18 protein-coding genes and 1 tRNA gene are annotated in these 25,877 nt (G+C 54.5%); 9 read left to right on the forward strand and 10 right to left on the reverse strand.

The window, feature by feature from the left end; all coding sequences use genetic code 11:
* Positions 1 to 6 precede the first annotated feature (6 nt).
* Positions 7 to 4,704 (reverse strand): PAS domain S-box protein, encoded by a 4,698-nt coding sequence (locus tag ABSB80_RS08000; RefSeq protein ID WP_428369885.1) that lies wholly within the window; start codon positions 4,702 to 4,704, stop codon positions 7 to 9.
* 490 nt (positions 4,705 to 5,194) lie between these two features.
* Here ABSB80_RS08000 and ABSB80_RS08005 point away from each other — a divergent pair, with 490 nt between their 5' ends.
* Complete coding sequence (locus tag ABSB80_RS08005) at positions 5,195 to 5,404, forward strand: hypothetical protein (protein WP_428369887.1); 210 nt, start codon at positions 5,195 to 5,197, stop codon at positions 5,402 to 5,404.
* 701 nt (positions 5,405 to 6,105) lie between these two features.
* Complete coding sequence (locus ABSB80_RS08010) at positions 6,106 to 6,237, forward strand: hypothetical protein (protein ID WP_428369889.1); 132 nt, start codon at positions 6,106 to 6,108, stop codon at positions 6,235 to 6,237.
* Here the strand turns inward: ABSB80_RS08010 and ABSB80_RS08015 are convergent.
* Positions 6,234 to 6,596: a type II toxin-antitoxin system death-on-curing family toxin gene (locus ABSB80_RS08015; RefSeq protein ID WP_428369891.1), complete on the reverse strand. Its 363-nt coding sequence runs from the start codon at positions 6,594 to 6,596 to the stop codon at positions 6,234 to 6,236. The genes ABSB80_RS08010 and ABSB80_RS08015 overlap by 4 nt on opposite strands.
* Positions 6,597 to 7,659: 1,063 nt before the next feature.
* Between ABSB80_RS08015 and ABSB80_RS08020 the strand changes: the two genes are divergently transcribed.
* Positions 7,660 to 8,373, forward strand: a complete 714-nt coding sequence (locus ABSB80_RS08020) for a HEPN domain-containing protein (RefSeq protein ID WP_428369893.1) — start codon at positions 7,660 to 7,662, stop codon at positions 8,371 to 8,373.
* 798 nt (positions 8,374 to 9,171) lie between these two features.
* Here ABSB80_RS08020 and ABSB80_RS08025 read toward each other — a convergent pair.
* Both ABSB80_RS08025 and ABSB80_RS08030 read right to left on the reverse strand, forming a co-directional pair.
* Positions 9,172 to 9,256, reverse strand: a tRNA-Leu gene (locus tag ABSB80_RS08025).
* Between the two features lie 75 nt (positions 9,257 to 9,331).
* Complete coding sequence (locus ABSB80_RS08030) at positions 9,332 to 11,194, reverse strand: AMP-binding protein (protein ID WP_428369895.1); 1,863 nt, start codon at positions 11,192 to 11,194, stop codon at positions 9,332 to 9,334.
* Positions 11,195 to 11,773: 579 nt separating this feature from the next.
* Here ABSB80_RS08030 and ABSB80_RS08035 point away from each other — a divergent pair.
* Positions 11,774 to 12,376, forward strand: coding sequence for a DUF2179 domain-containing protein (locus ABSB80_RS08035; protein WP_428369897.1), 603 nt, complete (start codon positions 11,774 to 11,776; stop codon positions 12,374 to 12,376).
* Between the two features lie 45 nt (positions 12,377 to 12,421).
* Here ABSB80_RS08035 and ABSB80_RS08040 read toward each other — a convergent pair whose 3' ends face one another.
* Positions 12,422 to 14,089: an AMP-binding protein gene (locus ABSB80_RS08040; RefSeq protein WP_428369899.1), complete on the reverse strand. Its 1,668-nt coding sequence runs from the start codon at positions 14,087 to 14,089 to the stop codon at positions 12,422 to 12,424.
* Positions 14,090 to 14,325: 236 nt separating this feature from the next.
* Between ABSB80_RS08040 and ABSB80_RS08045 the strand changes: the two genes are divergently transcribed.
* Positions 14,326 to 14,880: a TATA-box-binding protein gene (locus ABSB80_RS08045; RefSeq protein WP_428369901.1), complete on the forward strand. Its 555-nt coding sequence runs from the start codon at positions 14,326 to 14,328 to the stop codon at positions 14,878 to 14,880.
* Positions 14,881 to 15,293: 413 nt separating this feature from the next.
* On the opposite strand, the gene ABSB80_RS08050 is transcribed toward ABSB80_RS08045, so the two are convergent.
* From ABSB80_RS08050 to ABSB80_RS08070, 5 genes are all read right to left on the reverse strand, one after another.
* Complete coding sequence (locus tag ABSB80_RS08050) at positions 15,294 to 17,990, reverse strand: DEAD/DEAH box helicase (protein ID WP_428369903.1); 2,697 nt, start codon at positions 17,988 to 17,990, stop codon at positions 15,294 to 15,296.
* Positions 17,977 to 18,732, reverse strand: a complete 756-nt coding sequence (locus tag ABSB80_RS08055) for a metallophosphoesterase (protein ID WP_428369904.1) — start codon at positions 18,730 to 18,732, stop codon at positions 17,977 to 17,979. The genes ABSB80_RS08050 and ABSB80_RS08055 overlap by 14 nt, the downstream gene beginning before the upstream one ends.
* On the reverse strand, positions 18,729 to 19,502 hold the full coding sequence (locus ABSB80_RS08060) for a hypothetical protein (RefSeq protein WP_428369906.1): 774 nt from the start codon (positions 19,500 to 19,502) through the stop codon (positions 18,729 to 18,731). Before ABSB80_RS08060 ends, ABSB80_RS08055 begins: the two co-directional genes overlap by 4 nt.
* A gap of 304 nt (positions 19,503 to 19,806) precedes the next feature.
* Positions 19,807 to 20,400 carry a tetratricopeptide repeat protein gene (locus ABSB80_RS08065; protein ID WP_428369908.1) on the reverse strand — a complete coding sequence of 198 codons (594 nt, stop codon included), beginning with the start codon at positions 20,398 to 20,400 and terminating at the stop codon, positions 19,807 to 19,809.
* 48 nt (positions 20,401 to 20,448) lie between these two features.
* Positions 20,449 to 21,471 (reverse strand): DUF3821 domain-containing protein, encoded by a 1,023-nt coding sequence (locus ABSB80_RS08070; protein ID WP_428369910.1) that lies wholly within the window; start codon positions 21,469 to 21,471, stop codon positions 20,449 to 20,451.
* A gap of 145 nt (positions 21,472 to 21,616) precedes the next feature.
* Here ABSB80_RS08070 and ABSB80_RS08075 point away from each other — a divergent pair, with 145 nt between their 5' ends.
* From ABSB80_RS08075 to ABSB80_RS08090, 4 genes are read left to right on the forward strand one after another with little or no spacing between them, the layout of a single operon-like run.
* On the forward strand, positions 21,617 to 22,585 hold the full coding sequence (locus tag ABSB80_RS08075; RefSeq protein ID WP_428369912.1) for a replication factor C small subunit: 969 nt from the start codon (positions 21,617 to 21,619) through the stop codon (positions 22,583 to 22,585).
* A gap of 9 nt (positions 22,586 to 22,594) precedes the next feature.
* Positions 22,595 to 24,703, forward strand: a complete 2,109-nt coding sequence (locus tag ABSB80_RS08080) for a minichromosome maintenance protein MCM (RefSeq protein ID WP_428370077.1) — start codon at positions 22,595 to 22,597, stop codon at positions 24,701 to 24,703.
* Positions 24,704 to 24,714: 11 nt separating this feature from the next.
* The gene (locus ABSB80_RS08085; RefSeq protein ID WP_428369914.1) at positions 24,715 to 25,068 is read left to right on the forward strand and encodes a dihydroneopterin aldolase family protein; all 354 of its coding nucleotides are present in this window, start codon (positions 24,715 to 24,717) and stop codon (positions 25,066 to 25,068) included.
* Complete coding sequence (locus ABSB80_RS08090; RefSeq protein ID WP_428369915.1) at positions 25,040 to 25,870, forward strand: TatD family hydrolase; 831 nt, start codon at positions 25,040 to 25,042, stop codon at positions 25,868 to 25,870. The genes ABSB80_RS08085 and ABSB80_RS08090 overlap by 29 nt, the downstream gene beginning before the upstream one ends.
* Positions 25,871 to 25,877: the final 7 nt, after the last annotated feature.

A 25,877-nucleotide genomic window follows, 5' to 3' on the forward strand; every position in this document is an offset into this window, starting at 1 on the left:
GGGTTATCAGTCCGCTACGGGAAGGGGAAATTCCACGATCACTTCAGTCCCGCCGCTCCCGTTGATCGTGAGGGACCCGCCCAGCTGCTGGACAAGATTCCTGATCAGCTTGATCCCCAGGCTGGTGGCATGAGAAATATCCAGTTCCCGGGGAATCCCGATACCGTCGTCCCGGACCGTTATATGGACATGCCCGTCCTGCTTCATAGCAGTAATACTGACTTTCCCGTATTTACGTCCTTTGAATGCGTGTTTGAAGGCATTGGAGAGGATCTCGTTCACGATGAGGGCGCAGGGGATTGCCTGGTCAACCGGGAGATATATCTCCCCGGCATCGATCTCGCTGACAATTTCTGTGCCCGATCTCCGGTAAATACTGGACAGGTCGGCCACCTGGTCCCGGATCTGGCCTCCCATGTTGATCTTGTCGAACTGTTTGCTCTCATACAGTCTCGTGTGGATCTGGGCCATGGTCTTGATCTTCAGCATCATATCCGTCAGTATGCTGCCGGTTGCCACGTCCTCCGTCCGCATCCTCGTCATATCGAGCAGGCCGGATATGATCTGGAGGTTGTTCTTCACCCGGTGGTGGATCTCCCGGATGAGGATCTCTTTCTCTGCAAGCGATGAGATGATCTTTTCCTCGGCGGACTTGTGTTCGGTCATATTCCTGAAATACCCGATGAGACCATCGACCCTGCCCGATCCATCGAATTTCGGGATATAGGAACCTTCAAAATAATTTTTTTCACCAGTCTTGGAGACCAAGGGGAGTTCGATCTTTGCCGGTTTTCCGGTCTTGAGCACCTGCTTCTTGATCTTTACAAGGTTGTCTGCCTCCTCCTTTGATACGATATCATAGTCCGTCTTCCCGATCATGTCGTCTTCGGAAAGCCCCAACTGCGGGTTGATGACACTGGTATACCTCAGGCCGGTATCCTGGACAAGGATATGGTCGGGTGTGTTCGTGGCGATGATCCTGAATCGCTCTTCGCTCTCCCGCAATGCTTCCTCGGCCCGCCTGCGTTCGGTGACATCTCGGTAGCTCCACACCCTCCCGACAATCGTGTCCTCGATTCTCTGGGGTTTTGAGTAGCGCTCGAAGACCCTGCCGTCAATAAATTCGACCATGTCATAGCTCTCCCTTCCGGGGTGGGCGTGGAGATCCTTAAGGCCGGAGCGGAACCCCTCAGGGTCCTCCAGTTGCGGCAGCATATGGAGGAGGACTGAATCTTCCGTGGAACCGGCAAGCGAGGGGTAGGGAATATTCCACATGATCACAAAGCTCTGGTTGTAACTGGTAATCTTCCCGTCACGGTCAACAACGAGCAGACCATCGGCAGTTGAATCCAGGGCTGCATTGAGTAACGAAAGTGTCTTCTTGACAATTTCATCAGCCTGCTTGCGGGCGGTTATGTCCCGGATATTACACTGGATCACCCTCATGTGGTCAACGCTATAGATGTTACTGACGAACTCAACGTCTATCCGCTGGCCGCTGGCAGTCTCAAGCGGCAGATCTTCATAACGGATGTAATCCTGCCGTTTCAATTCTTCGAAGTTGTTTTTATTGGAAATTATGTCCCTGAGAAACCCGATCTCCCATACTTTCTTTCCACGGAGTTGTTCGTACGTGTATCCCACCATATTGATAAAAAAAGGATTTGCATCCTCAATTTGCCCGGTTTCGGCATTGAGAATGAGTATCCCGTCTTTCGCAGACTCAAAGAGCCTGCGATACCGGATCTCTGAAGCGATCAACGCATTTCTTACCCGCTCCCGTTCGGTGATATCAACACCCTGCGCGATAGTGGATATCAGCCGCCGGTCTGGTGCAAGGATATTTGCTGAGTTCCAGAGCACGGTCCGTACGCTGCCGTCATTAGTGAGGATGGGGATCTCGACGTCCTTCCATCGTTTGCCGGCGGACGTTTTCCGGATCAGTCCCATCAGCTCATCGCGCTGCGGCTCCGGGAAGAGAAGGTCAATACCTTTCCCTATCACGTCCGCAGCCATCCTCCCGGTGAGCCGCTCGAACGCGTGGTTGAACCGCGTGATACGGAACTCCGGGTCCCATACGATGATGGGCGCGTTGGCATAATTGATCAGGTTTTCGAGATACTGGCTGGTCTGGCGGAGGGCCTCCTCGACATGTTTCTGTTCGGTAAAGTCGACCGTGGCAATCCCGACACCGGTGATCTGTCCGGTATCGTTCCTCAGGGGTTCCAGGTAGACGTCCAGGTACAATCGTTTTCCGTCCACGGTCAGCCAGATCTTTTCATGGTATTCGGTACCGGTTTCCAGGACCCTCTGTTTGAGTCTGACGAGCTGTTCGGAATCTTCAGGTGAAAAGAGGTCGGTATCACGTCTGCCTTCAACATTCTCGTACCGTTTGGCGTGCTGGTTGTACGCCCACTGGAAAACCAGGTTGCGGTCCTGTGCTGCCACGGAGACCGGAGCATTTTTTAAAGCCAGGCGGAACCGTTCCTCGCTCTCCCGCAGGGCTTCTTCCGCCCGGCGTTGTGCAGTGATGTCGCGGAAACTCCACACTCTCCCGAAAATGACGCTCCCCATCTTCTGGGGTTTCGAGTACCGCTCAAAAATCCTGCCGTCATTGAGTTCGATGATATCGTGGCTTTCCCGCGCGGGGTGCCCGTAGAGATCATAGACCCCGGCAAGGTAACCTCCCGGATCTCTCACCTGGCCCTGCATGGATTCGAGAACGTTTTCGTCATCTCCTGTCTTCAGTAATACTTCCCCGATATTCCAGATATGGACAAAATTCTGGTTGTAACTGGTGATCTTCCTCTCTTTGTCGACAACGTAGATACCTTCAGCGGTCGATTCAAGGGCCGCGTTCAGGAGTGAGAGTGCCTCTTCAGCCTTTCTTTTCGCGGATACGGCGAACTCTTCGGCAAGCTTGCGATCCGTTATATTGGTAAAGAGGACGGCGAACTGCCATGGTGCCGGGGAAAAGGCATAGACATCATAATGGTTTTTAAGGGCCGGTGAATACTGGTCGAAATGGATTGGACGGCCGGTGAGGGCAACTGAACCATAGAGTTCAACCCAGCGGGGGTCTTCGTCCGGAAGGATCTCGCTGAGGCGCCTTCCGACCACTGCATCCCTTTTCAGGCCGGTCAGTTTTTCAAACGCCGGATTTATTTCAAGGAACCGGTAATCAACCGGAAAATTCCGGTCGTCGCAGATGATCTGATGAAGGGCAAACCCTTCCGTCATCTTCTCGAACAGGTTCCGGAATTTCTCTTCGCTTGCCAGGAGCCGGAGTTCTGTCAGCCTTCGTTCGGTAATATCCTGCACCATTCCGATGGATCGGGTGATCCTGCCGCTCTCATCGCGCAGGTGCTCGCACTTCTCGTGGACGTACCGGATCCCGCCATCGTCTTTCCGCACGACCCGGTGCTCTATCTCGTAGCCGTCCTGTCCCTCCGACAGAGAACCTGCATACGCTGCATTCACTGCCGGGCGATCATCGGGGTGTACGACGTCAAGGAAGGCCTCGTAGGTAGCCCCGAACTCCCGGGGCTTCAGCCCGAATGTCCGGTATACCTCGTCGGACCAGGTGAGATGGTTGCTGTCAAGATCCAGTTCCCAGCTCCCGAGGTGAGCGATCTCCTGTGACCTGCCCAGACGGTGTTCGCTCTCAATGAGTTCCCGCTGTTTTTTACCCAGTTCGTCGATATTCTGCCGGAGTTCCTCCTCCGCTGCCGTGAGTTCTTCGTTCATCACGCCGAGCTCGTCGTTCTTCCTCACCAGCGCAGTCTCTGCACGATCAAGGGCATCCCCCGTCCGGGTGGATACCCATGAGACAGCACAGACCGTTCCGGCAGCAAAGATCACGAGACTTGCCGAGAGGAAAAGTGCCTCGGGGACATTATACACCTGGTAGATCGACCTGAATGCAAAATTCTGGAAAAAAACGATAGCTACACTGAGGGGGACAAAGGTGCGCAGGAGGCGGGCCCGGATGGAATTTCCGGTGAGATACCTGACCGGTATTGTGCCGGGGCCCCCGGCCGTGATCAGTCCTCCTCCGATGAAGAACGCGGCGAGGGCTGACAGCGCTGCAATGGGAATGATCGGGGTGCCGTACAGGAAAGGAGCTCCGTAGATATAACCCAGGATGAAGGTGAAGCTGAAGAGAACCAGCACCAGGCCGACGATGCCAATGGCATCATGCGTCCGCCGGTTTTCCGCTGGTGCATTCTCTTCTCTCACCATGAAGGCCATGGAAACGGCAGCCGGGATGATAAGCCCTGCCGCAACCGGGGAGATCGGTGAAGACAATGTCCCGAAGAATATCGTGCCGGCCTGGACAAGCCAGGACTCGACAAAAAAATTTCCTCCGTACAGTGTGAAGAGGAGTCCGACCGCCTCAACACCTGCGATTATTCCAAGGGCTGCCTGCACCAGCATGCCGGATCTCCTTTCCAGCGGTTTTATTGCACTGGCTGCAAGAACCAGTCCAAAAAAGATCCAGACCAGTGACGCACTGAGTGCCATGGTCTTATACCCGGGATAGACGCTGCTGATCACCGTGATATTAAAAATATTCCCGATAATTGCCAGCAGGCCCGTGCCTGTTGCCAGAAGCCCGAATGACAGGGTAATTCTTTTAAAAAAAAGATTTGTAGTACTGGTACCCGGTGTGCCGTTCGCAGGAAAAGGTGATTTGAAGATCATTCCGGTACTTCCAAAAATCTTCCTAAAATAATGTTCTCTACAGTAAATAGAGAGATAATTTTCATATGATAAGATTTTCCCCCGTTTACAAAAAATGAAATTTCCGGATACCGTCGTGTTCGACATATTTGTGTACGCAGAAAAAGCATCATATCCGATCCATGTGCATGAAACGATGTTCCCCGGTGCATTTGATCGCTGGTATCAGTACCCGCCGTTCACGGGAGCGGATGCCTGCTGCAGCACCACGGATCATGACTACCGGCAGAGACCGTTCCCGAACCGTGTTGCGTTTCTGCTGGTTTTCCCGAGGGTCCGGCCATCCGGCCGGAAAACAGAATGCTCCCCGGTCCGGAGAATACCCCCGGGAAACCCTTTCAAACTATGTCACATGGTTTGAAAATCAGCCATAGAACTATGGTTCCCTGCCCTCATCACACCTCTTTGTCCGGTCTGCCGGACAGAAAACAGAGAAGAGGTGTGAACAGCGATGCAACCAGGACATATGGGCGGGGGCATGATGCAGCAGCAGGAGATGCTCATGACGGAGATGTGGGATGCTCTCACGGATGACCAGAAGAAAGAGATGCTGAAGAGGGCACTTGACGGGAAGATCATGATGAAGAAAGGCATGATCGAGCATTTCAAGTTCAAGATCGAGACATTCGAGATGCTCAAGAAGATGCTGGACGAGTCTTAACCGGAATCGATGAAAACCCGGTTCCTCCAGTCTTTTTTGAAAGTGTTCCGGTCAGTTAATCGGGTTGTGCGACCCAACGGTTTTCCGGGCCGGGCCAGAGCGCGCCGGATATTTTTCCGGCGCGATCCCGTACGAGGCAAAAGATTTTCCGGCCCGATCCGAGTTGCGCCAAATTTCTTTTTGGCTCGTACTGAGTTGGGCCGGAAAATTTTTTGGATTGATCTGAGTTGAGGCAAATTTTTTTCCGGCGCGACCGGGGAGTGTCAGACAGCAGGGGTTCAGACGTGAAGCGTCATTTCCGGGTGGGGGTCACACCAATTTTTTTGGCTTGTACTGAGTTGAGGCAAAAATATTTCTGGCGCGATGGGAGTTGCGACAAAAATATTTTTGGGGCGTACTGAGTCGGGCCGGAAAAATTTTTGAGTGACGATAGGGGGGTGCCTGCGGTCTTTGGGTGAGTGTGGTGCAATGGAGCGGCGGGGAAGTGGTGCCGTTCCGTATCGCTGTCTCGCGGTTCGTAATCTTACCCGCTTAACCACGTGTTTCAGTGCAGAGAACACCAAACTGCAGATATTTGACATTAAATGGAGAATACTTCAACTACTTCGAGCATGATAAAAAATTTGTTGCTGAGTTCTCTGCATCAAATCATGACATGTCAGATGGAAATTAATATGACCTCACAGTCTGAATGAATATCTATGGGAAAGATCGGGGAAAAACAAGTTAGTGAGAAGAAACAGGCAGAGCATCTCACGAAGCTGCAGCGGGAAAACCTCGATAAGACCAAAAAAGAGTACGGGTCGGCACTGCAGCAGCTCAGTCGGCTTTAATCATCCACTACCGTATTCTCTTTTATCCAGGATTCAACTGAGGCTCTGCTGTGGATGTACGATGCCACATCCAGCATGAATACGACGACAGCTTCATTTGAGGCACTGATCCTGCAATGATGTTCCCTTACGAGGTTATCAGCAGTTACGAGGGCGGTCCGCTTGTTGCCATCGATAAACGGATGTCCGGTGCAGATTCCATGAAGGGCAACAGCACCCTTCCTGTACATGGTGCGTGAACGGTTCACCTGGTAAATGGTGTAATCGAGTGTTGCAGGATCCCGCAGGCCGGGCTCTCCGCCGAAGTCATGGATAATATCGTTATGAATGTCGATAACCTGGTCAGCACTCAACATCATGCTTCCCCCACGCAGGAATATTACCGGTCCGGCATGTTCAATTATTCGAACTGCTGTTTACCCAATTCCACCCGTTCGCTATCCTCTGCGATGATCACCTGCGAAGGATCAGGTTGCCGGGAAGGGCGTACCCCCTTCCATGTCCGGAGGGGTACCCCCACCCTTTGCTCTGATGGAGGGGGAGGTACCCCCGTGGCTGCCAGGACCCTGGTGAAGCGGTCGGTAGTATGTGGCTTGTGTTGCATTTATACTCCGTCGGAGAGGGGGTCTATTCGGGAGTACTGCCTAAAAAAGCCCGTACAGGGCTTCGATTCCCTGTTTTTCCGGTAACAGAGACAGTAATTCCGGAAAATGAGACAGTAATTCATGCAATTACAGTCATTTTTACGTCTGAAACCATGAGACGCTATTTGGGTGTATTTGGAAGGCGAAAAGGGAGGAGGGACAGGTTTTAGCCTGTCTCTGCACATTTTCTGGCTCCGGATGGCTTCCTGACGGGCAATTCTGAGTACCTCCCATCCGGGCCCGTATAGGGCTCCGTTTGGCCTTTTCCGGAGGCCGACCGTGTCATAATTCGAAGAATTGACGAGTTCTTCTCTTGTCTCATGCCTTCAGCATTCGACATCGCGAAAATGCATGTCAGTTACCGTGTCTTATTCGACAATTTTCTGCTGTTTTTACGTCGGAGGAGGACCGTGTCAGTTACCGTGCTAATATGGGCGAGTTTGAGCGGGCGATCTCAGGGCCGGATGGGGTTTGGGATGTGCGGATGAAGGAAACCCCCTTTTTTGAGGGTCATTCCGGACCCCGGTTCCGCAGCCGGAGGGGGGGTGGGTACCCCTCCCGTACTCAGAGGGGTGGGGGGTAGGGGGGTGCCTCCCTTGTCCAGAGGGGTACCCTCCCCCCGACTCTCTTAGCTGGATAAGGGTATCCTTTCGAGAGCAATTGAAAATTGTTGAAATGCTGCCGACGCAATATGAATGGCGGTGCAAAGGTTATGAGATGTGGATGAAAAAAGCACAAACCTTTTTTGGCGAAACATAATTTATAATTTACAGAAATTATGACACACTATGAAATATACTCAAAAATCTCTAAATTAAAATCTAACAGAAAGTATCGTCGCGATCATTCCTTCACAAATTTTAGAATCAAAACAAATAGATCTGGTAGATTACTTAATAAAATTTATAAAAAAATTGATGACAAAACTTGTCTAAAGGAAGCCCTTTGTCAATTTGTAATATCAGATATTACTGCGTTTGAAGTATATTTCCGAGATATTTTTCTTGCGATGTTTTCATTTTGCAAAAATGACAAAGAATTGTTATCGAGATGCACAAAGCTAATCGATAAAAATTTTAACATTGAAGATTTAGTTATCATCAATTCAGATGAAATTGGTATTCCTTTATTAATTCTAGGATTCCAAAATTTTCAAAATTTAAAGAATATCGAAAAAGTTTTTTCAACAATTACTCAACAAAAAATCTTCGAACTTTTAGATACAAATGAATTTTATAAAGGTAAGCCTGAAGGTTATGATTCTCATCCGTTGGACAAAAATTGGTATTCAAAATTAGAGGAATATCTTGAACTCCGCCATAATTTAACACATGACTTTAATCCAAGATTAAAAATTGAGCTAGACAGGGTCGTTGAATTACACGAAAATCTATTAGCATTCATAATTGCCATGGATATTTGTTTAGAATGGAATTTTATTCAAGAAAATTTTCGAACGGATGCTTTTCCGGAAGGAAAAAGGAGATATTAGCCTAATTATAAAGGCTCAAGAAAATTATCTGGCGTTAGATTTGAACATTTACAGTCAGTCATGGTTGAAGTTTTTTTAAAAAAAGTCAAAAGTGGAATGCTCTAAACTTTGTATTTTTGTTCTACCGTCTGAATATCTAGGTTTAACTAGTTAGTTATATACTTAACTAACAATAATACTTAATAACTTATGTTTTAATCCTCTATTATGGCAATATGTGATTTCGTTAAAACTTGCATAAAGGGATTCGTTGTACTATTCATTGTTACATGCTTTTTGATATTTTTCCTTTTCAAAATCGATGGATTGAATCTTTTTCCTGAAGCCCGAGAAGCTCTAGTTATTATTGCGGCAGCACTTGTTGGAAGTATTTTTTATGATTATTTTAAAAAACTGTTCCCCTTATTTGGTGAATAAAAAAAAACAAGGAAAGATCCTATCCCTCGCGACCCTGTGACTTATTCTATATGAGCCTAGGAGCCCTCTTTTTCTTTTTCAGACGTTCCATCCTAATTAGTCTATAGTAGCCAAGAGAGACGGGCTGAAGCCCGTCTCTTGGGGGGTTCCAACGAACCCCCGTCACCTTTCAAGGGATGCCCCGTGGGGCACCTCTTCTACCCCCGCTTGTGCTACCATGCCCCCGTGATCGGGGGACGGGGCACAGTTGCGATAGCCCCCGAGGGGGGCACGGACCCACGCACGAGCCCATAACCTCTTTTTCAAAATTGTGATACCAATCGCGATGTAGAAAGTGACGGGTTGCAAAATGCAAGATACCTATAGCCCACAAAAACCGGATGCGAGGAGCCGGATTCGAACCGGCGAACCCCTACGGGAATAGGCCCTGAACCTATCGCCTTTGACCTGGCTCGGCGATCCTCGCGCCTGTATAGATTACGCGCCCGATTACATAAAGGTAAGGGAAATGAGGGGGAGATAGAGTGGGAGTTGAAGGGGATCAGTCCTTCCGGTTGTTCCCGCTCTCGCTCACGTACTTCTTCTGCTCCTGCTCCCGGAGCTCCTTGCGCCGGATCTTCCCGGAGATGGTCTTCGGGAGCGAGTCCACGAATTCGATCAGCCGGGGGTATTTGTAGGGAGCCGTCACTTTCTTGACATGGTCCTGGATCTCGTGGATCAGCGCCTCGGTCGGGTTGATGCCGGGCTTGACGATAATGAAGGCCTTCACGACAAGGCCGCGGATATCGTCCGGCGACCCAACGACTGCTGCCTCGGCAACTGCCGGGTGTTCGATGAGCGCACTCTCGACCTCGAACGGCCCGATCCGGTAACCGGATGCCTTGATCACGTCGTCGTCCCTGCCGATGAACCAGAGGTACCCGTCCTCGTCGCGGTACGCCTTGTCCCCGGTATAGTACCAGTCGCCGACGAACGATTTCTTGTTCTCCTCCGGGTTGTTCAGGTACTCCCGGAACATCCCGACCGGGCGGGGGGTCATCTTTATTGCAATCCTCCCCTCCTCGTGGTCCGCGACGACCTTGCCGTCGTCGTCGTGCAGCTCGATCTGCCAGCCGGGCGAGGGCTTCCCCATGGACCCGAACTTGGGGGTCATGCCGGGGAAGGTCCCGATGCAGAGGACGGTCTCGGTCTGGCCGTAGCCCTCGTAGATGGTCAGGCCGGTCGCGTCCTTCCAGGCCTTGATCACTTCGGGGTTCAGGGGCTCTCCGGCGCTTACACAGTGCCGGAGCTCGGAGAAGTCGAACTTGTCGAGGTCGGCGAGGATGAGCATCCGGTAGATGGTCGGCGGGGCACAGAACGTGGAGATGCCGTACTTCTCGATGAGCGGGAGGATCTCGGTAGGATTAAACCTGCTCCGGATATCGTACACGAAGATAGCGCTCCCCTCGATCCACTGGCCATAGAACTTGCCCCAGGCGCTCTTCGCCCACCCGGTATCGGAGAGCGTTAAATGAAGGTCGTTTGTCCGCAGGTCATGCCAGAACCGTGCGGTGACGATATGGCCGAGCGGGTAGCTGTGGTCGTGCACCACCATCTTCGGTTCCCCGGTCGTCCCGGAGGTGAAGAAGATGACGAGCGGGTCGGTGCTCCGGGTCTTTTTCATGCCGGGGAGGTTGACCAGTTTGGCCGAGACCGGGGCCGGGTAGTCGAGTTCCACCGGGTAACTGATCCAGCCCGGGCGCTTGCTGTCGATAACCATCCGGCAGGTCAGCGAGGGGCACTCCTTTGCGATCTCGTCGATCTTTGCGGCATGCTCCTCCATCGTGATAACCATCTTGATCTCGGCGATGTTGATCCGGTACTTCAGGTCCTTCGGCGTCAGCATGGTGGGGGCCGGGCAGTAGACCGCTCCCCGCTTGATCAGGGCGAGGGTGAAGGTCCACCATTCCGGGACACGGGGGAGCATGATCAGGACGCGGTCGCCCTTGTTGACGCCGTACTTGATCAGCATGTTCACGATCTGGTTCGAGAGGCGCATCAGGTCCCAGAAGGTGAACTTCTTCTCCACTCCCTCCTGGTTTACCCAGATCATCGCGAGCTTGTTCCGGTCCTTGTTGGCCCAGGCATCGATGACGTCGAAGCCGAAGTTGAAAAATTCTGGCACGTCGATGCAGAAATTTTTGTACATTTTATCGTAATCGGGCATGTTGTGGTGATCGGGGCCGGTTACCGGCCCTGCGGACGGGAGCGTACTCACGCACGAAGCCCCGCTGCCCGGGACCTGGTGCAGCTGTGCCGCACACGCCTCGCTGATCCAGTCAGAACGGGAAATTTTCCGCTTTTCACAGGATTTGTCTATCGTTTCCGTAAGCCGGTCTTCCATCGTAACAGAGTATCGCACCATACGGATCCATTTGGTGGTGCACTTATTACGCTTTTCGATAATTATCTGCACCACAGGGAGTGGATCCCCGGCAGCATCGATAAACCTCCGGGTAGTTGTACGTGAAGCAGACCGTTGATAAAAATGAGGATATGGGAATCCGGTGGGTGAACCTGGTGGGGATGGACAACGAACCTTGTGGATAACGAATGGGTTGAATTATACCAAATTTCAGATGTCTCTCACTACGAGCTTTTCTTCGCCGGGAAATTCATCGGCTGCATACCGGTATCAGCTGGTACAGATAAGAAAGCCCGAATCACCAGACAGCAACTTGCTTTTTACTCCGCCCGGATTTCCCGTCATAACCCTTTTCCAGGAGTTTTGACGGGAGGTTCCCGCTCCGGACTCATGCAACCGGATATGTCCTGAGCTCCTGCCCGAACCGGGCCAGATCATCTGCGCGATTCACCGTATCTACCCGGATCTCCCGTTATTTTTTCGTTTTTGTGGCAACCTTGAAATAGAAACAACCAGCACCTTCTTATTCAGCTCATACTGCGACGTGAAAAACGCCAAAAATTGAAATGAGGCAAGACCTTGTCGTTTTTTATCATAAGTCCTGATGTGTATAACTGGATCGTCCTCCCGCTGCTCATCTTTGTCGCCCAGATCTGCAACGTGAGCCTGGAGACGATCCGGGTCATCTACGTCTCGAAAGGGATCAAATACCTCGCCCCGATCATCGCATTCTTTGAGATCGTGATCTGGCTGCTTGCCATAGAGGCAATCCTGACCGACATCTCCAATATCGCGATGTTCCTCGGGTTCGCGTTCGGGTTTGCGCTGGGAACGTATGTCGGGCTGGTAATCGACGAGAAACTTTCCGTCGGGAGGGTGCTCGTCCGTATCGTCATACCCGAAGGATCCAATGAAGAGATTGTCTCTTTTTTACAACAGGGGGATTACGGGGTGACGAGTCTCTATGCGCAGGGTTCGCGGGGTGAAGTCCGGATGATCCTCTCGCTTGTCAACAGGGCAGAAATTCCCCGGATCATAGAACATCTCAAAACGACCAACCCGAATGCTTTCTTCTCTATCGAAGATGTCCGGTACGTGAACCAGGGCGTGTTCCGGCCCTGGAGGCCTACGGTGTTTACCGGGATGATCCATCCGTTCATCCGGTCCCGGAAAAAGAACTGATTTTTGTTCCCCGCTATTGTTTTCAGGTTTGGTTGTGTCACTCCGCTAGGCCCGGTCCTGGTACTTTTTCAGCTCGGCAGCCCGGAGCTCGTTGCGCTTGATCTTGCCGGAGATCGTTTTCGGGAGTTCTTTGACAAACTCAATCTCGCGGGGGTACTTGTAGGGGGCTGTCGTCCGTTTGACATAGGTCTTGATCTCCCGGATGAGCGATTCGGAGGGTTCATATCCCTTGTTCAGGACTACGAAGGCTTTCACGATCACCCCGCGGATGCGGTCCGGAGAGCCCACGACCGCAGCTTCCTGGACTGCCGGGTGCTCGAGAAGAGCGCTCTCGACCTCAAAAGGCCCTATCCGGTAGCCGGAACTCTTGATGACGTCGTCGTCCCTGCCGACAAACCAGAAGTAGCCGTCTTCATCGCGGTATACTTTGTCTCCCGTGTAGTACCACCCGTTCACGAACGATTTCCGGTTCTCTTCCGGGTTGTCAAGGTATTCCACAAAAAGTCCCGGGGGCCGGGGGTTGCAGCTGATGGCAAGCCTCCCCTCCTCCCCGGCACCCACCGGTCTGCCGTCATCATCGTGCACTTCGATCGTCCAGCCGGGTGAAGGTTTTCCCATCGAGCCCGGCCGTGATTCGAGAGTGGGAAATGCAGCCACACAGCAGGCAGTCTCGGTCTGGCCGTATCCCTCGCAGATGGTGAGCCCGGTGCCTGCCTTCCAGACCCGGATCACTTCCGGGTTGAGGGGTTCGCCGGCACTCGTGCAGTGGCGGAGGGAGGCCAGGTCGAATTTTTCAAGGTCGGCCAGGATGAGCATCCGGTAGATGGTTGGGGGACAGCAGAACGTGGATACCTGGTATTTTTCGAGCAGGGGCAGAATTTCTGTTGCCTGGAATTTACCGCTGAAATGGTAGACAAAGATGCATGCGCCCTCGATCCACTGGCCGAAGATCTTGCCCCACGCGCATTTTGCCCAGCCGGTATCGGTGACGGTGAAGTGGAGGTCATTATGCCGCAGGTCCTGCCAGAGGCGGGCAGTTACGATATGGCCGAGGGGGTAGCCGTTGTTGTGCAGCACCATCTTGGGTTCCCCGGTCGTCCCGGAGGTGAAATAGATGAGCATCGGATCGGTGCTCCGGGTCTTCTGCTGGTCGGGGATGCTCACCGAGCGGTGCGAGACGGGCGCCGGGTAGAGGAGCTCGTAGGGAAAGCTCGCCCAGCCCGGGAGGTCCCCGTCCGCGAGGAACCGGGTTGTCAGCGTCGGGCATTCGTTGCAGATCTCCTCGACCTTGGAAGAATTTTCAAGGTCGGTGATTATCATGCGGAACTTCCCCTTGTTGACCCGGTACCGGATATCCCGTGGTGTGAGCATGGTGGGGCAGGGTGCGAAGACCGCGCCCAGTTTGATCAGCGCGATGGCGAAGATCCACCACTCGGGGATCCGGGGCAGCATGACCAGGACGCGGTCTCCCTTGTTGATCCCGTATTTCAGGAGGATGTTTGCTGCCTTGTTGGAGAGGTTGGCAAAGTCAAGGAAACTGTATTTCTTCTCCTCGCCCTGCTGGCTGACCCAGATCATCGCGAGCTTGTTGCGGTCCTTCTTAGCCCAGGAGTCGATTACGTCAAACCCGAAGTTATAATATTCCGGAACATCGATGGAGAACCGTTCGCACATCTTCTCATAGTTGTCCTGAACATGCCCGCTCTTCTTCATGGAATCAGGAACAGTGTTTTATCCGTTTCTTCTTCAATCTGTCTTTTTTAGTGCGATACCGGAGGGTGTGACGGACCGGGCCGGGCCGGCAGGAAGAAAACGGTTTTGCGGGATGTGGTTTCCGGCACGACCCGGCTTACATTTCCGGATAAAAGATCGTCGAAACCGGAGACACTGATGGTACCATAAAGGTTCTCCATTAGTATTATGATTCAGGGCACAGCATAGTATAGTGGATGGCTGATAAAAAGTACGCTTCATTAAAAATTGAGAATATCGTGGCCTCGGGAGTCATCGCCGATTCCATCGATCTGGCTGACGTTTCCGGCAAGATCAAGAGCTGCGAGCTCAATACGAAAAGGTTCCCCGGCGCAGTCTATCGTATTGAGAACCCGAAGATTGCGTCCCTGATCTTTTCTTCCGGCAAAGTCGTGCTGACCGGTATCCGGGACAAAAAAGCGCTCACTGACGGGCTCAACATCATCATCAAATCCCTCAAGGCGGCCGGCGTCGACACCTTCAAGGAGCCGAAGGTGGCGATCACCAATATCGTCTGCTCCTATGATATCGGCAAATACATCAACCTCAACAAGGTGGTCATCACCCTCAACCTGGAGAATATCGAGTACGAGCCCGAACAGTTCCCGGGACTCGTCTACCGCATAAAGGACCCCAAGATCGTCGCACTTCTCTTCTCATCCGGGAAGATCATCCTGACCGGCGGCAAAAATCTCGAAGATATCAAGAGGGGCCTCGACTTCCTCGAGCAGAAGCTCGAGAGCATAATGTGATTTTTTTCAATAACGTTTTTTGACTGAACGCAGATCCTCGGGTCACTCTTTTCATTTTGACTAATTTTTGTGAAAATGAAAAAGGATTTTTAAGATAAATCAAACTCCCTTCGCGATGCCTGCCGCCGCCCCCGACGGGGCGCAGTCGAAGAATTCTGAGGAATTCTTCTCCAGTCAATCCTCGCAGATGCTACGATTGCCTCCTCGCGGCGGATCAATTACCTTCCACTGGCTGATAAAGGTAATCTGCCCCGCCGTGCCCCGGGAGGGGCCCCGAGGCGGGGGCCCTCCTATCTGATAGGGACGTATCTGAATTTTCATCGATGGAAATTCTTCGAACTTTAGAATCGACCTTATACTATTTGTCGTCAAAATCGGACGCTGAAATCCTTACCGTGCGGAAAATACCTTCCTCACGACCAGTAGCGGTGAGTCTGGATGAAATTCCGTTCCGCTTTGAGGATCTCCCGGTAGAATGCGTCTCCTTCCGTAAGCGTGGCAAGTATCCGGGAGGCGATCTCCGGCCCGACGCCCCGTGCCGAGAGGGCGATAACCGCTTTCTTCCCGCTCGAGAGGACGATGTTTGCATTCTTCAGGAGGCGCTGTTCGACCGCCCGCTCCTCAGCCGACTTCCTGGTCTTCTTCACGATGGCGTACTGATCCTCTTCGTAAGGCTTGAGAGCGGCGACGAGACGGGCCCCGCACTTCGGGCACTGGGGGCGGTCACCGACCCGGGACACGACGGTCCGGCTCTTCCAGTCCCGGCAGTTCATGCAGGCAAGCAGCACGTCGTCCTGGTCGAGCCTTTTTTTCAGGGTCGTGAGGACAGCCTGGTCGGCAGTCGGGGGCGGGATCTGGTCCCGCGAGGAGAGGAGCCCCCCTGCACCGATCAGCGAGTGCGGACCGAGAGCTACGCCGATCTCCCCCTGCCGGACCAGGCTTATGATCGCAACGGCGGTATCGACATCCATGTATTCCGAGAACAGCTCCCGGTATGCCTCCTGCTGGACGACGGTGTTGTCGAAAAATTCGAGCAGCCGGTGGATGCTGATCTTCTCGTAATCGGCGTCAGGGTCGATGGCCCCGAACTTCTTTGCGATCTGGACCAGTTTCCACTTGAATAGTGCGGTCCGTTTCAGGGCAAGGCGGAGCACCCCGGGCATATGGGCAGGGTCCAGCGAGAGCAGGATGTCCCGTACATCGGCAGCCCGGATGGATGACGGCAGCCGGAAGAGCATCCGGTAGGCATCGAGTTCGAGTCCTACGGTTGTACCGTAGCGGGCGGAGATCAGGATGGAGACGACGCGCCCCAGCGCCTCGTTGGCTTTGTGGCCGGCACAGACATTGAGGACGACACCGTCATCGGTATTTTCGAGGGTGATGAGCCGGTCGGTGGGGATGAGCGAGCGGTTCCTGTCCATCTCGACAAGCAACTTTTCTGCAAAGAGAATCGATTCCCGTTCTGAGGTATAATCTGCGATGTTTCTCTTCCTGCGCATCCCGCCGGCTTCGCGGGCCACCGGGAACGGTACCGGGATCTGTTCGCCTTCCCACGAGGGAAGTTCCCCCTGTGCCTTCTTTGCCGGTTCGACCGTGAGCCTGCCGTCGGCGATCTCCAGGACCCGCCAGAGCTGGCCCTTGGTAATAAAAACGGCCCCGGTATGCACCCAACCGACCACAAAGGATTCATCGAGGCTGCCGACAGTCCTCCGGGTGACCATATCGAAGACCGGCACTTTCCGCTCGTCGTGGATCATCGAGAGGTTCGCCGCAAGGTAGCGGCGGGCACGGGCGGTGGTGATAATCCGGGTGCCATCGATCCGGATGAGGCGATGCTCTTCTATCTGGCGGCAGACTTCTTCAAGCAGGGAACCGCACTCTTCAAAAACCGCAGAACGTTCCAGTATTTCCCGGATTCCCGACTGTTCGATCTCCCCGTACTCGACGGCCATTGCAGCGACCTGGTTTGCCAGCACATCCGCTGCGTTCTGGTGGGGGACAACCCGTTCGATCTCATTGGCTTTCGCCCTTTGTGCGATGACCAGTGATTCGAGCAGGTCGTCAAACCCCGTGGCAAAGACCGTCCCCTTCGATACGGTGTTCAGCTGGTGGCCTGCACGCCCCACCCGCTGCACCAGCCGGGCGACCTCCCGGGGAGAACCGAACTGGACGACATGATCGACCCGCCCGATATCGATCCCCAGTTCCATCGACGAGGTACAGATAAGGGTCCGGATCTCGCCCCGTTTGAACCGCTCTTCGGCATCGATCCTCACTTCCTTTGAGAGCGACCCGTGGTGGACTTCGACATCTCCCCTCTCGAACAGTGCGTGTCCCAGGGCCTCGGCAGTCACCCGGGTGTTGACAAAGACCAGGGTCGACCCCTCCCGTTGCAGCGCTTTTGAAAGTTCTCTCACCTGGTGCTGGAAATCATCGCCAACGAATTTTACCGCGATCTCCAGGTGTTTTGCCACCGGGACCTGCACGACAGAAAACTTCCGGGCCCCGCACAGGAACCGCGCCACATCCCCGGGATTTCCGACCGTTGCCGACAACCCGATCCGCTGGAACTCGCCGGCATGGACAACGAGCCGCTCCAGTGCAACCGAGAGCTGGGCACCCCGCTTGCTTCCGGCAAGCTCGTGGATCTCATCGATGATCACATACTTCACGTTTGCCAGGTGCTTCCGGAGCCGTTTTCCCATGAAGAGGGCCTGGAGGGTCTCGGGTGTTGTGATCAGGAGATCGGGAGGAGAAAGGGCCTGCTTTCGCCGTTCTGAAAGTGGCGTGTCCCCGTGGCGGACCCCGGCCCTGAGGCCCAGTTCGCTGCACCACCACTGCATCCGGGAAAGGATATCGCGGTTCAGTGAGCGGAGCGGGGTGATGTAGAGCGCCTTGATCCCGCCGCCGGCAGGCAGGGAGAGCAGCTGGTCAAAGACGGGGAACATGGCACTCTCGGTCTTGCCGGTACCGGTCGGTGCGATCAGGACTACGTTGTTCCCGTCACGGATGAGGGGGATTGCCTGTTTCTGGGCATCGGAAAGGGCGGTAAAACCGCGTTTGCGGATGCACGCCTGCACTTTTGGATCGAGAGCTTCAATCTCCTTCATCGGTATCGATCGTGCTCAGGGGACCGATGTACGTCCCGTCGGCAAGGATGATCTCGGCTTCGTCCTGTTTCATGCACCGCGAGAGGGGCGAGAACGGGTTCTTCGTGATCTGGAGGATATCATAGCCGGCAATTTCGTTGAACGAAGGTACGAACAGGACGCGGGTTGGTGTTTCGGCTCCTTCAGGCTCCTTCAGGCCAAGTTTCTCCATATCGAGCCCTGCCCGGAGGTATGCCGGTGCCTGGAGCGCACAGCCGACATCATCCCTGAGAGAGAGGAGCGGGTGGTGGTGACCGACAACCATCAGGTGCCCTGATAATGCCGCAGACGGGTACATGTGCCCGTGCAGGTACCCGACACCATCGATAACCGCACCCTCTTTCGGCCTGAGCTCGTCTTTCCGGACGAAGCGCTCGATGCCGATATCGTGATTGCCGGGGAAGAGCACCAGGGGAATGCGGTCCCTGATCGAAGCGAGAATGCCGGGCATCTCATAGAACTCCTGACGGGTGAGCGACGGGATGCTGTGCTTCACGTCCCCGAGCAGCACAAGAGCGTCCGCATCCGCCCGGTCGATCACTTTCAGGAGGCGTTCGAGCCTGTCGGCACTCCTGCTCCGGAAATGCAGTCCGTGTGCACGGAGGTCGGCCTCGATCCCGAAGTGGAGGTCGGCGACGATGAGCAGGCGCTCTCCTCCTTCAATCACGAGCGCCGGGCCATCACCGATAAATTCCAGTTTCATAACCGTTTGACAAATCCCTTCTGGGGCTGGTAACACTCGTCTTCAACGATAAGTGATTCAATTGCTGACAAGACCGCGTCCCCGGGGATACCCCGGAGGGAAGCAGCCCCGATGATCTCTTCAACTGCAATTCCTCTCGGCCCGCTCTGCGCCTGCATCAGTTCAAGCACCAGTGCGCGGGCATCAGGCCGGCTCTCCGGTGGATTTGTGCCATCGGGACAGGTGCTCCGGACCGCCCCGTCGACCATCAGGAGCAGGTCCTCAAGCACGGCCGCAGTCACGGCATAGTGGCGGTATGCACGCGTGACCCGCCCATCCGTGCACTCTCCCTCAAGGGCATGGGACATCTGCTCAAGTCGTCCGAGCGTCGCTTCGGCAGTACCGAGGGTTATCCTGTCGCGCGTGGCACGGTCGATCACCCGGACGTACTCCGGGCGGACAGAGAGACTGACCGTTTGGTTCTTCTGGTATATCTGTGCCTGCCCGGTCAGGGATACGAAGGATGGCACGGGAATTTTTCTGAACGTTTCAGCAATGGCCGTACTCCTGCCCCCGCTTACGACATCGAATGCACCGGTGGGATCTGCCACCCGGCACCGGATCATATCCCCGGAATCGTTGACCTCGGTCAGGGCACCGGCAAGGTACATGAGGCGGCACCATGCACCACCCGGGGTAACCACCGCTGGAGGGGACCCGGGGTCACCACAGGGTGCCGACAGGGTCGAACGGCTGAACTCGCCGGCAAATACTCGTGCTGCGCCTTCCATGCTCCGTAACAGGATTGTGGCGGGGAGATATTCAAGATATAGTCAGTGCCAACCGGTGGATGGTCCAAGGAGCCGGTGCATGCCGATAGGGACGCAGTTCACCCTTCGGGACCGTTCTGACCGGACTGATAAGGACCCGGCCTGCTACAGGGAACAACCGGGGGCGGCATTAAGACCTATTCTGATGGGGGGATACAACCGGACCGGGCAAACGCCATGACAGCTGTTCAATGAAGCGCAGTACGGTTTTTTTATACGAAGTTGTCGTCAACTGGATGAGGAAAAGTCGTGAAAAAGGGAACGGTCAGGAGTGGACTGATGAGGTCGAATCGGAAGACATATCCGGAGGAACAAGGGTTTTATCCAGTTCGTACGCTTTTGCATATGCTGCTTCTGCTTCGCTGATATTTCCAAGGGCGCGAAGGGCATTGCCCTTGTTGTACCAGGCTATGGAAAATGTCGTATTCAGGTTGCCTCCCATTCCCAGCGCGTCGTCAGCTGCCGCATTTGCATCAGTGTATCGTCCGAGTGCGACAAGGACACCGGAACGTTGTGTCTGGATGAGAGCTTTTAATGAGGTCGCATTGAGTGCAAGCGCTTCATCCGCATCCTGCAGGGCTTCCTGGAAGCTTTCCTGGGCTTCCTGGATTTTCCCTTGGTCTGTCAGATTTTTTCCTTCATTTGCAAGGTCAACACTCTTTGTATATAATGCCCCGGCCTCCTGGAACCGTGTGGCTTCGTCTTTGGGGGATTCTTTGGGAGATGACGGCTGGAAGGTCAAAAAGATCGCTGCCACAATCACAACTGCCGCAACCACACCCGCTGCAAGCAGGTAATTCCGGATTTTTTTGGGGGACTTTTTTTGAGGGTTATCTGCCGGTTTTTTTGAGGGTTTCATCCTCCACCGGTATGTGAGTTATCGGTATTAAAGGAGATGAAAAAAGAGCTATTTTTTCCTGAGGATCACGGCGACAGCGCCGAGCATTCCTGCAACTGCAAGCACTGCCGGCAGGGACGAATACGTCGTCTTCGTCGCGAGCGGCGAGGTCGTAGCGACTGTCGTGACCTGGACTGTCGGGATTGTAGTGGAAACAACAGGCTGCGTTGTCAGTACCGGTTGCGGGCCTGTCGTTGAAGGGACCGCGGTCTGATCGCTGACAAAGGTTACGTTCGCTGTCGTTGACAGCAGCCCGGGATAGTCCACCGGATTGCCCGGATAACTGTCCTGCATGCCGTTGAGGTTCTGGGTTATGGTAAACGTGTAGGTCCCAAGGGGATAGATGATATATCCCTGGGCATTGCGGGCCAGGCGGTCCCATGCTTCCCCCTGGCTCCAGAAGTAGGGAGACGATGGGATGGGCGGGTTGGTATTCACGATAAGGAGAGGTGCACTGGAATTCCCGGCATCCCCGGTATAGATGGTGGTTAACGTCTTTCCATTGGGATCGGTGAGCGTGAACGTATAGGGGGAATCGGCGGGGTTGGAGTTGGGCCTGTTCAGCGGGCTGAGTGCCGCGGCAAGGTTCGTATCGATCCGGTACGTGACATTTGACGACACGGGAACGGACTGGCCTGTCACATCACTGTTTCTGTCAAGATCCCATACCCTGATATCAATCTGGGGTTCGTTCACCGTGAAGGCGGTATAATAGGGTTTGCTGTCCACGCAATACCAGGAACCGGTATACCCGGAAAATATGCCCGGGCTGAAATTGAAATGATATATCCTGTATGAATCCGAACCGATAGCATAAATCGTGAGATTGGTCACTGCCGGTACGCTGTTGACGTCGCTGCCGTTCTGCCACCAGGCTATCGTATGGCACCCGTTCAGACCAGAGGAGATATCCACGTTATTTTCTCCGATGAATACCGGGGCACCTGCAGAAATTTTGCTCAAACTGCCCGCCACTGGTGAAACGACAAGAAGGATTACGATAAGAGCGGGCAAAATATATTTTCCGTGCATGAAAGTAATTTCAAAACCATTATGATAAACATTATGACATTTATTAAAAACAGCGGGCAATTTTCCCATAGACACAGGGTTCTCAAGGAAAGAAATCCAATACTGTTCAGGAACCCATATGTCCTGCCCGATGAGATGATACACCATGGATGAGACCCACACCATCTGGATAGAAAAATACCGTCCTGCGAAGCTGGCTGATATTGTCGGGCAGGACGAGATAGTGGAGCGGTTGTCATCATACGTAAAAAGCGGTAACCTGCCGCATCTCCTTTTTACCGGCAGCGCGGGCATCGGAAAGACTACGGCCGCGGTGACGCTGGCCCGCGAATTTTTCAAAGATTCATGGCAGATGAACTTCCGGGAGCTGAACGCTTCGGATGAACGGGGGATCGATGTTGTCCGCAACCAGATCAAGCAGTTCGCCCGGACCACCCCCCTCGGGGATGCGACCTTCAAGATCCTCTTCCTGGATGAAGCCGATGCCCTGACGACCGATGCGCAGGCGGCCCTGCGCCGGACCATGGAGAGTTATGCCCAGACCTGCCGGTTCATCCTGTCCTGCAACTATTCTTCGAAAATAATCGATCCGATCCAGAGCAGGTGTGCCATCTACCGGTTCAAGCCACTGGGGGCTGAGGCCATAAAAGAAGAGATACGCCGCATCGCAGCCCGGGAGAATCTTTCCATAACCGGCAGCGCGATGGAGGCCATCGTCTACATTGCGCAAGGCGATATGCGCAAGGCGATCAACGCCGTGCAGGGCGCAGCGATACTCAATACTGCCATTGACGAGAAGATGGTGTACGCCATAACCTCGACCGCCCGGCCGGACGAGATCAATGAGCTCCTCACTCTCTCGCTCGACGGGGACTTTGATGCAGCTGAGTCGGTCCTCGCCCACCTCATCCACGAGCGGGGAATTGCTCCGAACGAGCTGATAAACCAGTGCTACCGTGCGCTGGTGAAACGAGACGTGGACAGGAAGCTGAAAGTTGAACTGATCGACCACATCGGCGAGACGGACTTCCGCCTCTCGGAAGGGGCGAACAGCGACATCCAGATGGAAGCGCTCATCGCGCGGTTCGTCCTCTCCGCGCAGAAGAACCGGTGAGTCATGACTATGGAGAACACCCCCTCTCTTCAGGATACGGATAAGACCGCGGACTGGAGCAGGCTGCTCAAAAGCAAATACAAAAAGGAGCTGGGGGAACTCTCCCGCGAATATCCCCACAAGCGGTCCCTTTACATTGATTACCGGGACGTTATCCGTGCCCATGGTGGTACAAAACTCGCAGATGAACTCCTGGAGAATCCCGGAAAAGTCCTCGAGGATGTCTGGGATGCAATAAAAAACAGCCAGCTCGTCAGGACCAAAGACGGGAAAGAGCCAAAAGGTATCAATATCCGTTTTACCAACCTCCCGAAAAAGACCGGCATCCGGCTTATCAGGTCAGATGATATCAACACCTTTGTTTCCGTTGAAGGTATCCTCCGCAAGACCACGGAGGTCAGGCCCCGCGTTGTCGAGGCGGTCTTCCGCTGTCCCGCCGGGCATTTCACGATAAAAAAGCAGAAATACGGGAAATTTATCGAACCGGACGGGTGCGCCACAGACGGGTGCACGTTCAAGAAACTCGAGCTGGTGCCAAAACGCTCGAAATTCGTGGACTCCCAGAAGCTCCGGATCCAGGAGTCCCCGGAGGGGCTGCGCGGGGGTGAACAGCCCCAGACACTTGATATTGACGTGACCGACGACCTGTCAGGGAGGGTCTCACCGGGAGACCGGGTCATCATCAACGGCATCCTCCGTTCCATGCAGAGGATTGTCAGAGGTGAGAAGAGCACGGTGTTCGACATCTTCCTCGAATGCAACTCCATCGAGATTGCAGAAAAAGAGTTTGAAGAGGTGGACATCGACGAGAAAGCCGAGGACGAGATCAGGGCCCTCAGCAAAGACCCGATGATCTACCGGATGATCACCCACTCGATTGCACCCACGATCTATGGCAGTGAAGACGTGAAACAGGCCATCGCCCTGCAGCTCTTTGGGGGTATCGCAAAGGAGATGCCCGACGGCACCCACCTCCGGGGGGATATCCATGTCCTGCTCATCGGGGACCCGGGAATTGCAAAAAGCCAGTTGCTGAGGTACGTGGTAAAACTCTCCCCCCGCGCGATTTACACAAGCGGCCAGTCATCCACTGCAGCCGGGCTCACGGCAACCGCGGTGAAGGATGAGTTCGGGGAAGGCCGCTGGACTCTCGAAGCGGGGGCACTCGTGCTCGCGGACATGGGCGTTGCAGCAGTCGACGAGATGGACAAGATGGAGAAAGGTGATCGGTCCGCACTCCACGAGGCCATGGAGCAGCAGTCCATCAGCGTGGCAAAGGCGGGTATAACCGCAACGCTCAAGTCGCGGTGTGCACTCCTCGGTGCGGCGAACCCTAAGTATGGCAGGTTCGACATGTTCGGGGACATCTCGGACCAGATCAACATGCCCCCCTCCCTGCTCTCCCGGTTCGACCTCATCTTCATCATGACAGACCAGCCCGAACAGAAACGGGACCTCGCGATCGCCGAACACATCCTCAAGGCTCACAGCACAGGCGAACTGATCGCCCAGCACAAGAAGACCCCCATCCCGGGGGTCACGGACGAGTACATCCAGCAGCAGCTCAAACCCGTGATGCCGGACATCGACCCTTCCCTCTTCCGCAAATACGTCGCGTACTCGAAACGTTCCTGCTACCCCATACTCTCACCGGAAGCACAAGAGGTCCTTGTCGCATACTATCTCAAACTGAGAGGGATTGCCGAGCCCAACAAACCCGTGCCGGTGACCGCCCGCCAGCTCGAGGCGCTCGTGCGGCTTGCGGAGGCAAGCGCACGGATCCGCCTGTCAGATACAATCGAGCAGAGCGACGCAGAACGGGTGATCCATATCGTGGATGCCTGCCTGCGCCAGATCGCGTACGATGCGAAGACGGGGACGTTCGATATCGACAAGGTCGTCACGGGCATCTCCAAGGAGAAACGTGACATTGTGCGGGTGATCAAGGACGCCATCCGCGACATTGGCGGAGAGGGAAGGCGCGCCGGGATTGACCAGGTCATCGACGCGGCCAGTTCCAAGGGGTTCGCGCGGGAAAAGGTCAAAGAAGGGATTGACATGCTTCTCCGGCATGGAGAGGCCATGGAGCCGAAGTCAGGGATTATCCAGTTGATATAGGTGAGGGACATATGGGAAGTGACAGGGAGCAGGCAGTGTTTGAAGCAGGGATCAAACTCGGGGCGCTCTACCACCAGTGGGTTGGTACCCCGATCTCGCGCGTTTCCGCTTCCAGCGTCGAGACTGCAATCGAACATGCCGTCATCCTCCAGCCGTTCGTTGAAGAGATTACGGTGCGCCTCGATCGCAGCCGGATGACCGGGAACAGGTTCGGGTACAGCGAACTCTCGGGCCTGATGTTTGATGTCGAGATCGTGACCCGAGTAGGGTTTGCCTATTGCCGGGCCCGGCTCAGCCCCTCGGACGGTTATCCCCTTATGCAGATTGCGGAGTACAATGAGATTCCCGAAATTTCCCGTCACTGACGACCACATCCATATCGATCCGGTTAATGGCCGCGGCGTGGAAGCAGCCAAAGACTTTCTCCGGGCCGGGGGGACCCACGTGTTTCTGGTCTCGAAACCCTCGTGGTCGTTATCGGTCCACCCGTCATCGGGCGCGGATTTTGCCCGGGTCTTTGACGAGACAATCCGGATTGCCGGCATGATTGCCGATACCGGCGTTGTTGTCTACCCGGTACTGGGCGTGCATCCTGCTGAGATCAGCCGCCTCACCGACCGCATGTCCCTGGAAGAGGCGGCAGGCGTCATGAAAGGCGGGCTTGACTGCGCTGCACGGTATGTACAGGAAGGAAAAGCAGTTGCACTGAAAAGCGGGAGACCTCATTATGACGTGAGCCCCGGGATCCTCGCAGCATCAAATGAGGTTCTCGCGCATGCGCTGGCGCTCGCGTATGAGTGCCGGTGCGCTCTCCAGGTCCATGCCGAGAGTGGACCGTGCGCGGATATCGCAGATATGGCACGGCAGGCCGGAGTAGCGACAGACAGGGTGGTGAAACACTATGGTTCCCCGGATACACCGCTGCACCCTTCACTCATTGCAAAACACGAAGCTATCCCCGGCCTCGTTCGTTCGAAGCGGCCATTTACCATGGAGAGCGATTACATGGACGAGAACTCTCGTCCCGGTGCAGTGACAGGCCCAAAATCAGTCCCCCGGTATACCAACAAGCTCCTTGAATCCGGACAGATCACGGAAGAGGACTGTTTCCGGATCCATGCGGAGACCATCGGGAACGTCTACGGAGTTACCATCCTCCTGCCGTGACCGCCCC

The sequence above is a fragment of the Methanoregula sp. genome, from assembly GCF_050010295.1.
Taxonomy (GTDB): Archaea; Halobacteriota; Methanomicrobia; order Methanomicrobiales; family Methanospirillaceae; genus Methanoregula.